Origin of the sequence: Pseudomonas sp. RW407 (genome assembly GCF_003176655.1) — a bacterium.
Classification (GTDB): Bacteria; Pseudomonadota; Gammaproteobacteria; order Pseudomonadales; family Pseudomonadaceae; genus Pseudomonas; species Pseudomonas delhiensis.
The window spans coordinates 1,125,918-1,138,882 of record NZ_QGSL01000088.1; the positions used below are offsets into that span (position 1 = coordinate 1,125,918).

At 58.8% G+C, this 12,965-nt stretch carries 22 protein-coding genes; 20 read left to right on the top strand and 2 right to left on the bottom strand.

The genetic code is table 11. The annotated features are described in order from the left end of the window. Positions 1-91 precede the first annotated feature (91 nt). The 15 genes from DK254_RS11725 (at position 92) to DK254_RS11795 (ending at position 8,743) form a co-directional block, all read left to right on the top strand. The gene (locus tag DK254_RS11725) at positions 92-982 is read left to right on the top strand and encodes a head maturation protease, ClpP-related (protein ID WP_109931476.1); all 891 of its coding nucleotides are present in this window, start codon (positions 92-94) and stop codon (positions 980-982) included. Further along, positions 979-2,166, top strand: coding sequence for a phage major capsid protein (locus DK254_RS11730; RefSeq protein ID WP_109931478.1), 1,188 nt, complete (start codon positions 979-981; stop codon positions 2,164-2,166). The genes DK254_RS11725 and DK254_RS11730 overlap by 4 nt, the downstream gene beginning before the upstream one ends. 355 nt (positions 2,167-2,521) lie before the next feature. Then, positions 2,522-2,926 (top strand): hypothetical protein, encoded by a 405-nt coding sequence (locus tag DK254_RS11735; protein WP_177411996.1) that lies wholly within the window; start codon positions 2,522-2,524, stop codon positions 2,924-2,926. Beyond that, positions 2,907-3,227: a head-tail connector protein gene (locus DK254_RS11740; protein ID WP_109931482.1), complete on the top strand. Its 321-nt coding sequence runs from the start codon at positions 2,907-2,909 to the stop codon at positions 3,225-3,227. Before DK254_RS11735 ends, DK254_RS11740 begins: the two co-directional genes overlap by 20 nt. Then, on the top strand, positions 3,228-3,584 hold the full coding sequence (locus tag DK254_RS11745; protein ID WP_109931484.1) for a phage head closure protein: 357 nt from the start codon (positions 3,228-3,230) through the stop codon (positions 3,582-3,584). A gap of 118 nt (positions 3,585-3,702) precedes the next feature. Then, positions 3,703-4,275, top strand: coding sequence for a GIY-YIG nuclease family protein (locus tag DK254_RS11750; protein WP_109931486.1), 573 nt, complete (start codon positions 3,703-3,705; stop codon positions 4,273-4,275). A gap of 61 nt (positions 4,276-4,336) precedes the next feature. Then, positions 4,337-4,699 (top strand): Gp49 family protein, encoded by a 363-nt coding sequence (locus DK254_RS11755; RefSeq protein ID WP_015648612.1) that lies wholly within the window; start codon positions 4,337-4,339, stop codon positions 4,697-4,699. Positions 4,700-4,702: 3 nt separating this feature from the next. Continuing rightward, entirely contained in the window at positions 4,703-5,530 is an 828-nt protein-coding gene (locus tag DK254_RS11760) for a hypothetical protein (RefSeq protein ID WP_109931488.1), read from the top strand. After that, positions 5,481-6,092: a bifunctional 2-polyprenyl-6-hydroxyphenol methylase/3-demethylubiquinol 3-O-methyltransferase UbiG gene (locus tag DK254_RS11765; protein WP_109931490.1), complete on the top strand. Its 612-nt coding sequence runs from the start codon at positions 5,481-5,483 to the stop codon at positions 6,090-6,092. Before DK254_RS11760 ends, DK254_RS11765 begins: the two co-directional genes overlap by 50 nt. Further along, a complete protein-coding gene (locus DK254_RS11770; protein WP_109931492.1) occupies positions 6,085-6,528 on the top strand; it encodes an HK97-gp10 family putative phage morphogenesis protein in 444 nt (147 codons plus the stop codon). The genes DK254_RS11765 and DK254_RS11770 overlap by 8 nt, the downstream gene beginning before the upstream one ends. Continuing rightward, positions 6,528-6,899, top strand: a complete 372-nt coding sequence (locus tag DK254_RS11775; RefSeq protein ID WP_109931494.1) for a DUF3168 domain-containing protein — start codon at positions 6,528-6,530, stop codon at positions 6,897-6,899. The genes DK254_RS11770 and DK254_RS11775 overlap by 1 nt, the downstream gene beginning before the upstream one ends. Positions 6,900-7,086: 187 nt before the next feature. Continuing rightward, on the top strand, positions 7,087-7,581 hold the full coding sequence (locus DK254_RS11780; RefSeq protein ID WP_109931496.1) for a phage tail tube protein: 495 nt from the start codon (positions 7,087-7,089) through the stop codon (positions 7,579-7,581). 9 nt (positions 7,582-7,590) lie between these two features. Continuing rightward, complete coding sequence (locus tag DK254_RS11785) at positions 7,591-7,953, top strand: phage tail assembly chaperone family protein, TAC (protein ID WP_109931498.1); 363 nt, start codon at positions 7,591-7,593, stop codon at positions 7,951-7,953. A 77-nt stretch (positions 7,954-8,030) separates the two neighbouring features. After that, a complete protein-coding gene (locus tag DK254_RS11790) occupies positions 8,031-8,261 on the top strand; it encodes a hypothetical protein (protein ID WP_109931540.1) in 231 nt (76 codons plus the stop codon). A gap of 278 nt (positions 8,262-8,539) precedes the next feature. After that, positions 8,540-8,743: a hypothetical protein gene (locus DK254_RS11795; protein WP_146219534.1), complete on the top strand. Its 204-nt coding sequence runs from the start codon at positions 8,540-8,542 to the stop codon at positions 8,741-8,743. Positions 8,744-8,920: 177 nt separating this feature from the next. On the opposite strand, the gene DK254_RS11800 is transcribed toward DK254_RS11795, so the two are convergent. Both DK254_RS11800 and DK254_RS11805 read right to left on the bottom strand, forming a co-directional pair. Next, positions 8,921-9,412, bottom strand: coding sequence for a hypothetical protein (locus DK254_RS11800; protein WP_109931502.1), 492 nt, complete (start codon positions 9,410-9,412; stop codon positions 8,921-8,923). A 21-nt stretch (positions 9,413-9,433) separates the two neighbouring features. After that, the gene (locus DK254_RS11805; RefSeq protein WP_109931504.1) at positions 9,434-9,700 is read right to left on the bottom strand and encodes an Arc family DNA-binding protein; all 267 of its coding nucleotides are present in this window, start codon (positions 9,698-9,700) and stop codon (positions 9,434-9,436) included. 66 nt (positions 9,701-9,766) lie between these two features. Between DK254_RS11805 and DK254_RS11810 the strand changes: the two genes are divergently transcribed. The 5 genes from DK254_RS11810 to DK254_RS11830 all read left to right on the top strand — a co-directional run bounded on the left by DK254_RS11810 (position 9,767) and on the right by DK254_RS11830 (position 12,954). Further along, entirely contained in the window at positions 9,767-9,907 is a 141-nt protein-coding gene (locus DK254_RS11810; RefSeq protein ID WP_109931505.1) for an Arc family DNA-binding protein, read from the top strand. A gap of 77 nt (positions 9,908-9,984) precedes the next feature. Next, on the top strand, positions 9,985-10,971 hold the full coding sequence (locus DK254_RS11815; protein WP_218281378.1) for a BRO family protein: 987 nt from the start codon (positions 9,985-9,987) through the stop codon (positions 10,969-10,971). Between the two features lie 305 nt (positions 10,972-11,276). Continuing rightward, a complete protein-coding gene (locus DK254_RS11820; RefSeq protein WP_109931509.1) occupies positions 11,277-11,711 on the top strand; it encodes a Panacea domain-containing protein in 435 nt (144 codons plus the stop codon). Then, entirely contained in the window at positions 11,711-12,202 is a 492-nt protein-coding gene (locus DK254_RS33790; RefSeq protein WP_146219535.1) for a hypothetical protein, read from the top strand. Before DK254_RS11820 ends, DK254_RS33790 begins: the two co-directional genes overlap by 1 nt. 53 nt (positions 12,203-12,255) lie before the next feature. Beyond that, entirely contained in the window at positions 12,256-12,954 is a 699-nt protein-coding gene (locus tag DK254_RS11830; RefSeq protein ID WP_109931513.1) for an SPOR domain-containing protein, read from the top strand. Positions 12,955-12,965 lie beyond the last annotated feature (11 nt).

Sequence of the window (12,965 nt, forward strand, 5' to 3'; positions counted from 1 at the left end):
CACCGCCGACGAAGCAAGGCAACTCGTCAATCAGCATGGCGCGGGACTGAAGGTTCCGGGGCCTGACTTCGAAGAACCACAGGAGTAACCCATGACTCTGCGAAATCTTCCGGCGGCGCCGGAGGCTCGCCCGCGCTCGGGCGTCCAGTGCGACCTCGCCCCGAAAGCGCTGGATGCATGGCGTCCTGAGCTTCGTGCGGCCGCCGGCGACAGTCCCGACACCACCATCACCATCTACGAGCCCATTGGCTATGACTGGTGGACTGGGGAGGGAGTGACGGCAAAGCGCATTGCCGGAGTGCTTCGCTCCATCGGCAACGATGTCGACGTGATCGTGAACATCAACAGCCCCGGCGGCGATGTGTTCGAAGGCCTGGCCATCTACAACCTGCTGCGCGAGCACAAGGGCAAGGTCACGGTGAACATCATCGGCCTTGCCGCCTCCGCAGCCTCCTTCATCGCCATGGCTGGCGATGAAATCCGCATCGGTCGCGCCGCCTTCCTGATGATCCATAACGCCTGGCTGATCGCCATGGGCAATCGGAACGACCTCCGCGAGATCGCCGATTGGCTGGAGCCGTTCGATATGACGCTGGCGGACATCTACGCCCAGCGCACTGGCATCGATCTCGACGACATCGTGAAACAGATGGATGCCGAGACCTGGATCGGTGGACGCGAGGCTGTCGACAAGGGATGGGCAGATGCCTTCCTGGAGTCCGACGAAATCTCCAGCGCCCCGAGCAACCGCAGCGAAACCATTCTGGCCAAGCGCCGGATTGACGCCGCCCTGGCTCGTAGCGGGATGCCGCGCAGTCAGCGCAACGAACTCATCAATGATTTCAAGACCAGCATGCTTGGCGCTGCTGGCGGGGGTGGCGACACCCCGACCGATATGCCTGGCGCTGTCGCTCCTGACCTTTCTGCCGCCCTTCGTGCGGCGCGAGAACTTACCCAGATACTCCAGGGAGAATCGCAATGAGCGACTTCGAGAAACAAATCGTCGAACTGAATGCCAGCCTGAAGCAGGTCGGCGACCAGATCAAAGCCCAGGCCGAACAGGTCAACACCCAGATCTCCAATTTCGGCGAGATGAACAAGGAAACCCGCGCCAAGGTCGATGACCTGCTGACTGCCCAGGGCGAACTGCAGGCGCGCCTGAGTGCTGCCGAGCAGGCCATGCTGGCCAACGAGAAGCGTGAAGGCGGTGAAGACGCGCCGAAGACCGCCGGCGAACTGGTGGCCGAGAGCCTGAAAGAGAAGGGCGTGAACAGTTCCCTGCGCGGCTCGCACCGCGTCTCCATGCCGCGCTCGGCCATCACCTCCATCGACGGCTCCGGCGGCGCCCTGGTTGCCCCTGACCGTCGCCCCGGCATCGTGGCTGCCCCGCAGCGCCGCCTGACCATCCGCGACCTGGTGGCGCCTGGCACCACCTCCAGCAATTCGGTCGAGTACGTCCGCGAGACCGGCTTCACCAACAACGCCGCTCCTGTCTCGGAAGGCACCCAGAAGCCCTACTCCGACCTGACCTTCGAGCTGGAAAACGCGCCGGTTCGCACCATCGCGCACCTGTTCAAGGCGAGCCGCCAGATCCTGGACGATGCCGCGGCCCTGCAGAGCTACATCGACGCCCGCGCTCGCTACGGCCTGATGCTGGTGGAAGAGGGTCAACTGCTGTACGGCAACGGCACTGGCGCCAACCTGCACGGCATCATCCCGCAGGCTCAGGCCTACGCCGCGCCGAGTGGTGTATCGGTGGTGGCCGAGCAGCGCATCGACCGCATCCGCCTGGCAATCCTGCAGGCGCAACTGGCCGAGTTTCCGGCCAGTGGCATCGTACTCAACCCCATCGACTGGGCGCTGATCGAACTGACCAAGGACGCCGAGAACCGCTACATCATCGGCAGCCCGCAGAATGGCACCACTCCGACGCTCTGGCGTCTGCCGGTGGTGGAAACCCAGGCCATCGCCCAGGACGAGTTCCTGACCGGAGCCTTCACCCTCGGCGCCCAGATCTTCGACCGCATGGACATCGAGGTTCTGGTATCCACCGAGAACGACAAGGACTTCGAGAACAATATGGTCACCATCCGCGCCGAAGAGCGACTGGCCTTCGCGGTCTATCGCCCCGAAGCGTTCGTCACTGGTTCGCTGACCGCCAGCTAACCGATAGGGGCCGGGCAACCGGCCCCGCTTTCGAGGTGTTCATGTCCGAAGTCATGGTCAGGCCGCTGCGCTCCTACATGGACCGCGGCATCATCAGGAAGGCGGGAGGGGCGGATTACCCTGTCTCCGCGCACCTGGCAAAACAACTGGAGGCACGCGGCCTCTGCTGCATTGTGGAGGCCGAGCGCCCAAAGACACCGGCTGGCGAGTCGCCGTCTGCATCGCCAGCGGCCCAAGTCTCACTACAGAAGACTGCGAGCGAGTCCGTCAATGGAGAGCAGCCGCGCCGCAGAGGGCGGCCGTCTGCACAAACACGACATTCCGACTGACGCCTTGGGCTGATGCCCTTTGGGCAATGGATAAGGTCTGGTGGGAGCGATACGCATCGGAAGCCAAATCCCTTTTCCAGGGCGAACTGCTCACCCTCAACGCCAACCGTTTCGGCATCAAGACGGCACGCATCGAGCACTACAGGAACTCAGGTGGCGGCGCAGTTTCCTTGGCCATCGCCAGGGGCGCTAAGCGCATCATCCTGCTGGGCTATGACATGCAGAAAACCAATGGCCAATCACACTGGCACGGCGACCACCCGAAGGGGCTTGGGAGCGCCGGCAAGATCGCGGAATGGCCATCCGAGTTCGAGCGCCTGAAGCGCAACAACCCGGCAATCGAGATCATCAATTGCACTCGCGAAACAGCGCTGGCCTGCTTCGCTCGGCGCCCCCTGGAGGAAATGCTGAATGAGCCTGATCCCGCTTGAAACGGCCAAGGCATTTCTGGATGTGATCCACGATTCGGATGACGCGAAGCTTCAACTGCTGCTGGATGGTGCTGAAGACGAAGCCTGCCAGTTCATGTGGCGGCAATCCCTGGACGGCTTGTGCAATTGCGAAGAGAGCAGCGAGGCGGCCAGCAGCGAGCCAGGACTTCCGCCGAGTGTGACTGTAGGAGTTCTGCTGCTGCTCCAGGCGAATTACCAGGCCGCTCCCGATGAAATCGAGACGCTGCGCAAGGCGGCCGAGGTAAAACTGATGCCGTACCGCTGCGGCCTGGGGGTTTGAATGCTCGCCTACCGCATGCGCCACCGCATCGAGTTCCAGCGTCAGGTGCATACCCAAGATCCGGTGACTGGTGAGGTGATAACGACCTGGGAGACCGTTCTGTTTTCCGGTCGTTCCGAGGTGCCCGCAGAGGTGCTGACAGGCCCCGGCCGTGAACTGATCGCCGCCGATGCGCAGCAGGCCGAAACCACTGCTCGCATCAACTGCCGGTGGTTTCCGATTGACCGGCTAGAACTCTACACCTGGCGGGTCATCTGGGATGGCCGAGTCTACAACATCACCAGCGCAGAGACCGATGTCACCGCTCGGCGCGAATGGAGACTGCGCTGTTCTGATGGATTGACGGACGGTCGGTAACTATTTGGCCCACAAGGGCACCTAACACGCAGCTAGGCCCGTACAGCCGAACGGCGGATGTCGCTCATCCGTCCGCCCCGCTGCGTTTCTATTCGCCTGATGAGCGAGGTAACGACAGATGCGCGACAGTAATGTTTTCGAGATTAAGAGATTGGCTGATGGGCTGGACGCTGCTTTGAAGGCGACCGATGCCTATGAGTACCTAATAGATCGGATAGCCGCTGTCTTCCTGAAATGCAGCCTCGTCCGAACTGTCGGCCTATTCGATGAGATGGCAGTCCTCGAAGCGATCAACGAGATCGATCTTTGCATCAAAGCCTCTGGCGAAGACTCGCGCGTCGCGGGCTTGTGTCGCTACGCTTTGGAGCTATCTGGCGTAGGGGAAAACGAATTGATGATCGACGGTGACGGGAAGGTGAAGCGCCGCATGGTTTACTTCATTCGGAACAGTCGTGGATCGATCAAGATCGGTTCGAGTATGAATGTCGAGGATCGCCTACATCAGCTTGAAACTGGAGCTGGCGAACGCCTCGAACTTATAGCCTCTGTACCAGGATCCTTCGGTGCGGAGCGAGAGCTACACGCGCGGCTTACTGGTTTGCGCGAGCATGGCGAATGGTTCAGCCCTGGGGAGGAATTGCTGGAGTACATCAACCAGCTTCAATTGACCTTCGGCCTCGACGCCGCCTAACCCAATCGCGACGAACGAAAGCCCGCCTTGAGCGGGCTTCGTCGTTTCTGGAGATCATGAAATGACCGACCAAGCAATCGAGCAAGAAATCCAGGCCAAGGGCCTGACCGCTCCCCGCATCACGCCTGCTGACGTTGAGGCGAACATCGTGGGTGAATACTTCTTCACTGCCGAGGATGGGGTGAAGACCGCTTTCAACCAGCAGGATGAGCTGACGCGTTTGACGGGATACCACGCCGAGCTGGGATTGCTGACCTTCTGCGTACTGGTACTGAAGAACGGCTTCACCGTCACCGGCGAGTCGGCCTGTGCGAGCCCGGCGAACTTCGACGCGGAGATCGGCCGGAAAATCTCCCGGCAGAATGCCGTCTCCAAAATCTGGCCACTGATGGGCTACGAACTGCGTAGCAGACTGGCTGACTGATCCATGCTGATCCGTGGAATGCTCGGCCTCGGCGACTCGATCTATTCCAGGGCATTCCTGAGGAAGTACCCAGGCGCATTCCTCGAAACACCCTGGCCAGAGCTTTACCTCGACCTCGACGTGAAGTGCGTTCGCCCGGCGACGCAGTTGAGAACCCAGGCCAAGAACATCCAGCGCGAGCACGACTGGCACCGCCCTGTCGGCGGCGGCCAAATGCGCATCGCCTACGGCCGAGACCCGATCATTCAGGGGCTGCGCAAGGCGTTCCGTTGCGAACCCGGCGAGTTCGACCTGCCGGACTTTGGTCCTCCGCCAGTCGATGGGCGCTATGTGCTGGTTCGCCCAGCCACGGTTCGCGCTGAGTGGCGCGCAGACACGCGCAACCCACTGCCTGAGTACATCGCCAGCGCTGCCGAAGAGATGCGCCGCAGGGGCTGGAAAGTGGTTTCCGTGGCGGACCTGGAGCCGGGAAAGGAGTGGGCGCTCGATCCACTTCCGCCGGCTGACATCCAGTTCCACAAGGGCGAGCTGCCAGTTGAACAACTGCTGGCGCTGCTCCAGCACGCTGACGCGGTAATCGGTGGGATTGGCTGGATCGTTCCGGCCGCCATCGCCGCCAAGGTGCCGGCCTGGATCATCTGCGGCGGTCAGGGCGGATACAACTCGCCAGAACACATCACTGACAAATGTATGGACCTTTCCCGCATCACCTTCGCGGTCCCCGACAGGTTCTGCCGCTGCACCCTGAAACAGCACACTTGTGACAAAAGGATCGCCGATCATGACGCACGCTTTGCCGCCTGGGCTGACCGACTGCCTGCTCTGGTCTGAAGAGCTTGGCATGGGCTTCCATCCTCGCCAGCCGATGGACTATAGCGGGGAGTATTTCGCGAAGTACCAGAAGCTCGATGCTACGCCGATGGGTGAGGCGCTGACTCGCGCTCGCATTGAACTGGTCCGTCGCCACTTCGACGGCCAGGTGCTGGATATCGGTATCGGCGGCGGTCGCTTCGTCGAGGAAGCCGATGCTTTCGGTTTCGACGTGAACCCCGAAGCCCTGGCGTGGCTGCATGCCAATGGCCGCTACAAGAACCCGAACTTCGGCTGGCCGGCCATGACCTTCTGGGACAGCCTGGAGCATATCCCCGAGCCTGAGGTTGTGCTGAAGGGCATCGGTGAATGGGCCTTCGTCTCCATGCCGATCTACAAGGACGCCAAGGACTGCTTGGCGAGCAAGCACTACAAGCCGGCAGAACACCTATGGTACTGGTCCCTGGAGGGCTTCATCGCCTGGATGGACCGCCAAGGCTTCGAGGTCATGGAGATCAACCACGCCGAGTCCGAGCTTGGCCGGGAAGGCATCACCTCCTTTGCGTTCCGCCGTCATGGCTGACTTCATCGAGTTCAAGCTGCGCGGCGCCGACGATATCGTGGCGAAGTTCCGCAACCTGTCCGAGAACGTCAGGCGCAAGGTAGTGGTTCCTGCGGCGAAGGACGCGATGGAGATCGTTCGCGCCGATGCGGAAGAGCGAGCATCGCGCGTCGACGATCCCAAGACCTGGCCGGATATCTCCAAGAACATCGCCTTGGTCGAGCGCAAGAAGCTCGGCGAGGAAATGGGCGCAGCCTACGTATCGGTGGGCGTTCGCAAGCGTAAGAAAGGGCAGGGCGGCGGGAACACCTTCTACTGGTGGTGGGTTGAGCTGGGCACTGAGCATTCGGCTCCGCACCCCTTCGTTCGCCCGGCCCTGGAGCAAAACAGGGAGGCGGTCTTCCGCGAGTTCATCAGTTCCGCACGGTATCAACTGATCAAGCTGGGTGAGTACTGATGTATCCGCCAATCTTCGCCAAGGTGGCCGCCGATCCTGGAGTGACTGCACTTCTTGGATCATCGCCGGTTCGGTTCTTCCCTTTTGGGCAAGCGACACAAGGCGTTCAGAAGCCCTATGCGGTGTGGCAACTGGTCTCCGGCGGGGTTCCCTATAACCACCTCAACTGCAGGCCTGGCGGCGCCCGGTATCGCATTCAGATCGATGTCTATGCGAGTACGGCATCGGCGGCTCGTTCAGCGGCGGATGCCATCGAGCATGCCATCGAGCTCGATTGCCATGTGGTCAGCTACAACGGCGAATTCCGCGATCCAGAAACCCAGAATTACCGGTCCAGCTTCGATGTGAACTGGATCGAACCACGTTCTTAGGCCTCGTCGAGAGACGCGCCTCCAAAGCCGCCCCTAGCCACGTCGGGAGACGTTGCGACAGGGCGCACCAAATTCCAAGCCCTGGCACATGCCGGGGCTTTTCTTTTCCTGCGCAAGGAAAACGACTGCCGGGAGGCAGCCAACCGACCGCTGTGAAGCGGCCAAGTCCAGTACTGGAGATTCACCCATGGCAAAAAACAACGTGGTCAAGGCCCAAGGCACTGACCTGTTCTGCATCGATCCTGATTCCCATCAGGTTCTGAACGCTGGCTGCATCACGTCGCTCTCCGGCATCGACACCTCGATTGATCAGATCGAGACCACCTGCCTGAACGAGACCGCTCGCAGCTACGTCGCCGGCCTGGCCACCCCGGGCACCGCCACGTTCAGCATCAACACCAACCCGCAGGATGCGGTCCACATCCGCCTGCTCGAACTGAAGAACGCTGGCGCGAGCCTGGACTGGGCTGTGGGCTGGTCCGATGGCACCAGCACCCCGACTGCCGTTGCGAACAGCGATGGCGACTACGAATTCGACCTGCCGGAAGACCGTTCCTGGCTGCTCTTTGAGGGCTACATGAACAGCTTCAGCTTCGACTTCGCGCAGAACGCTGTCGTGACGTCGAGCATCGGCATCCAGGTGTCGGGTGAGCCGGTACTGATCCCGAAATCCAGCAGCTAAGGAAACCTCATGACTGACTTCAGCCTCGACCTGATCCAATCGACCGGCGCCGCAATCGGCGCCCCCGTGGAGAAGGAAATCACCTGGGTAGTGGGCGGAAAGGAGCACAAGGCTACCGTCTTCGTGCGCCTCTCTTCCTACGACCGCGCCATGCGCGAATTCGAGCTCCAGAAAGAGAGCAACGACGTCCTGGTGGCGCGCATCGTGTCGTCCATCGTCGACCGTTCCGGAAAGCCGGTGTTCACCTCGCAGGAGCAGATCACTGGTGATCCCGAGACTGGCGAAGGGAAGATGATCGACACCCTGTTCTTCGCGCTGCTGGGCGCGATCAACTCAGCCAACGGTTATCAGGCTGAACCGGCAAAAAACTAGATCCCTCCGACGCCTTCTGGCATGAGCTCGTGCTGGCCGGTGTCGGAGGGGTGACGGTTGCCGAGGCTAAGTCCCGAATGAGTTACCGAGAGGCCCAGCAATGGGCCTCATTCATCAAGCAAAACGGCCCCATCAACTCGACCCGACGAGTCGAGGCGATGCTTGCCAAGGTCTGCTGGGTGATCCAGCGGGTTAATGGCGGCAAAGCAGCAGTGGAGGACTTCCTACCTGAATATGGAGATCCAGAGCCGCAAGAGGCTTCCATTGAACAGTTCGCGGCGATCCTGAGCATGGCCAGGGTTCGGTAGACACAAGCCCATACCTTTGAGCCAAAAGCAAAACCCCCGGTACGCGCCAACGTCCGGGGGTTTTTCATTCATACCCCATGAAGCAGCATGAGGAGAACGTGATTGGATTTTAGCAAGATCATTCGCGAGGTGCGAATCATGACTGACAAGCTATCACCGCCGCGCTTTTGGGCGTTATGGCTGATCGGAATCGTGCTTGCAGTTGGATACCTGTCTGGAAATCTTCCGTGGGACAGACTGCTCGGATGAGCATCGGATTGACGAGGGAGACGAAAGCAATGCGCGCACGCAAGAACGCCGAGCTAGAGGAAAGCGTCATTCGAATGGCAGCGATGCTGAAGAGTGGCGCCTGGGGTCCCATGAACCTCACCGGCCCCGCGGCTGATCTGCACGAGGAAATCACCCGGCTGCACATGGACCTGGAAGAGGTTGCGGCCGAGCGGGATGGGCAGAAGGGCTTGCTAGGTGGAGATGCGGCGTGAAAATCGAACAGCGTGACCTGATCTGCATCTTCGCCGCCGGCCGGCTGTCTGCTGACTCGACCGAGGCATTCCTGGCGATTCATGGCCATTCTGAACCCAAGCTCTTCATCGAACTGCACAGCCGAAGCCATGGCGTCATCGGCTACGCAGAATTGCTACTGGCCGGTAGCGAAGAGTTCACTGGGAGAGGTGATGGAGGGCTTTACGAATTAGCCCGACTGCTGCCGGCAGATTGTCCATGCCCAGGTCCAGTAATTTCGTTGTCAGGTGTGTCATGGCCTCGCCGGGAAGTTCTCGCACGGCTTTCAGAAGGCCGGTCTTCTCCTGCTCTGGCAGGCCAGAGGACTGAATCTTGCTCTCGATGATCTGTTTGATGGAGTCCTGATGGAGCTTGACGGTGACGGTGCCCAGGATTGCTCCGAGGCCTCCGTCATCAGCGAGGAAATCGAGACCCCTAGCTGTGATGGTGGCAATCGCCGGAGTGGGATAGGTCGGCCCGATCTCCCTGGTGCGGTTCACCTGGATTAGCCCATGCTCGGCCAGGTAGTAGAAGTTCTGCGCGCCGACCTTCGCATCCAGCTCCATCTCCTCGGATGGATTTGAGATTCCAGTTGGATAGGCATCAGCAAGCATGGTCAGGATGCGGTATTGGATGTCGCGGTCGAGCATGGCCGTCTCCTTGGCTTTTGATTATTTCTTCTTGCGCTTCTCCAGCGCGTTTCGCACAAAGCTGTTCAGTTGAAGTAAGGCGGCTTCAACCTCCTTCACGGAGAGGCTATGGAGGTCGCCATCCTTGTCTGGAAGCTCAATACGAGGATCTTGCTCACGGAGAAGGCTTTCTTCCAGGCGAGCGACTAGCTCGGCATTGACCGAGCGGCGATTGGCATCTGCGGAAGCCTTGAGCTGCTCATACAGCGGGTATGGCAGCCTGAATTGTGAGCGGTAGATTTCATCCATGTCACTAGGTTGACACTACGGAAAGTGGTTCGTATAGTGACTGAGTGTCACTAATCGGAGGCTGAAATGAAGCAGATGACCAGAACCCAGGTCAGGATTCCGAGCGACCTGATGGACTGGGTAAAGCAGCAGGCGAAAGAGCAGAACCGCTCCATGAACAGCCAGTTGGTGGATCTCCTGTCGCAACTGAAGCGGCAGGCGGCCTGATGGCCAGAAACGAAGAAGCCCCAGGTGCTGGAACACCTAGGGCTTCGGGTGTGAAAACTTTGGAAGGAGTTCACGAGATGAATGCTACCGCAATTTCAGTAGAAAACAATGTCCAGGCTGCGACAGCGCAGATCATTCCATTCCGGTTTGAGACTCGCGAGGTACGCACCCTGGTAATAGATAGCGATCCGTGGTTCGTCGCGAGCGACATCTGCAAGGCTCTTGGTATCGCAAACACCACCCAGGCGCTGCAGGCACTGGACGATGACGAACGGTCTATGTTCAACATAGGCCGTCAGGGGAAGGCCAATATCATCAACGAATCCGGCCTTTTCACCCTGATCCTGCGCAGCCGTGAAGCGACCACTCCGGGAACCCCTCAGCATCGGTTCCGTAAATGGGTAACCGCCGAAGTCCTCCCGGCAATCCGCAAGCACGGCCGGTACGAGGACACGGAAAATCGCATGGCAACGCTCGTCGGCCAGACCATCGGCACCGATGGCTTCCACTGCCTGGCTGCCGTAGTCGACGGCAAGGTCCGTCATCTGCCGGCCCCGTATCGCCGCGGCGCCAAGAACCACATCTGGTCGCAGGTTCACAAGGCGTTCAGCGTGGTAAGCGTCGAGGATATCCCGGCCAGCCAGATGGACAGCGTGCGCAACTTCATCGGGGCGTATGCCCTGGAGGGAGAATGGCTTCCGCGGGAGAGAAAGGCAGAGCGGCTGCCTATTGATTGGCCGGCAGAGCGTCTGGCGGAACTGAACCCGCATGTCTATGGGCGGTTTTCCAGTTCGGATCCAAGCATTGGAATCCCGCTGAAAGGGCTGTGCGGGATGGATTCGAAGTCTCCCACGTTGCGGCTACTCGGAACGCTTTCCAGAAATGGCTATGAGGTGGATGCTTGCCGGATTGAGGTTCTGGCCATGCGTCACCACCTGGAGAGCTACAGGGATATCTCCATGCAGATGCACGGGGTGTGGGAGCATCGTGATGAACGGTCGATCACCTTCAAGACCGACGAGACAGCCAAGAGTTTGAGAACTGACGGCGTCCGGGGTTTCTAACCTGGCACTACGTCCCGAGGACTGCGCGGCGCGCGGCATGGTCGCGTAGCACGACTCCAAGCATGATCCAGAACCCAGCCCAAGCTGGGTTTTGGTGCTGGCGTTCCGCTGTTACAAATCTCTTTGCCGGTGTTCCGCATGACTACAGGTCCGGCGCAGAGCGGGCTACAGCGGATTGGGACGGAGTGACACGGACTGGTACGGTTTGACACAGCTCTTGACTTGTGGAGAATTCGCCTCATTTTTTGATTATGCATATGCGTAATCAAGACGATGACGTAGCGGTTTCGAGAGGAGGGCAGGGAATGGCAAACGTCTTTGACGTGGCGGAGTACATACTTCAACGTCTTGGTGACATGTCCGCCATGAAGCTGCAGAAGCTCGTTTATTACAGCCAGGCATGGCACCTCACCTGGCACGAGCATCCTCTGTTCTCGGAGCAGATTGAGGCTTGGGCTAACGGCCCCGTAGTCAAGGAGCTGTATACGGCTCATCGCGGTAATTTCCGCGTAACCCCCGGGCAATTTGCTGGCTCCAGAACCGGAGAATTGCAACCGCACGAGGCCGAAAGTATAGACAAGGTGCTTGCCTTCTACGGGGATAAAGACCCTCAGTGGCTCAGCAATCTGACTCACATGGAAGAACCTTGGCGGCTTGCGCGCCATGATGTTCCTGATGGGGAACGGTCGAGCAACCCGATCACGCTTGAGTCCATGATCGAATACTACAGTTCGCTCTGATGGCGTCCCCTAAGGCAAGGAGCCAGCCTAAGGCTGGAAAGCCAAAGCAGGGCGCTGCTGTTGCCGCTGGCTCTCCCAGGGCAGGGGTGAATCCTGCATCACAGGATACGCAGAAGGTCTCATGGCAATTCTCGCGTATCGACAAAGATCATGAGCGTTGGGGATGGTCGAAGCTGGAAGCTCAGTCCTGCTGGGATTTGTTCACTTCCGGCCATCTTGCCAACATCGAGACAATGACTTGGCAGGAAATCAAGAGCGCTTCTGGAGGAAGGACCAACGGAACCAACAGTCATAGCATTCCCGTCGATCAGATATCGAAGGAGGCGCAGGCTCGTCTGACTGAACTGAAACTTGACGATCAGGATTCCATCTTCTCGATGCGTCTGACGGGAACGCTGAGGATTTTCGGGTTCCAGGCCGGATCGGCTTTCAAGGTACTGTGGCACGATCCGAATCATGAAGTGTGTCCCTCGCAGAAGAAGAATACCTAGAAGAAGCCCCGCCCCGTGCGGGGCTTCTCGCATCTAGGCCCAGGCGCTGCTCCATGCTAGATTCCGACCGGTCTATGACTGGGAGGGATGCCATGAGGAAAGTAGCGCTTATTTGTATTGTTTCCGCTCTGCTTGTCGGATGCGGTGATAATGAGCAGCTGGCAATTAGCCAAGCCAAGAAATCAATAGCAAGGATGCTGAAGGACCCGGATTCAGCAAAATTTGAAGATGTCGCATTAAAAAGATCGGAAGAGTCAGTAGACAATCAGCCGATAGGTTATGTTTGCGGATACGTAAACGGAAAGAATGCATTTGGAGCTTATGCCGGATCAGTTAGATTCGTGGCAAAAACAATTCTGTCTAAATCTGGCGCGATTGTAGTAGATGCACAGATGGATACTGGAGAAGATAAATTCGTTCCCGGTAGGCTGGAAACTCCTTTCGAAATGACATTTTGGAATCCCAGGTGCGTGATCGGGTATGATCCGGAAAAGTATAAAATAGAGCCAGCAAATACAGAGGCCAGTAATGTTAAATGGTCTGTCATGCTGGCATCTCTTTCTTCAAGGGATAGAGCGGAAAAAATCAAGGGGAATGTCGAATCTATTGATATCCCGTCATATATCAAGGAGCGGGATGGGGTTAATTTAGTTTACGCCGGGCCTTTCGACAGCAGGAGCATTGCTGATTCGAAGGCAGAAGAAATTGACAAAAAAATTAAACTGCACGGATTCGTTATCAGATTCTATTGATTGTGTTTTTA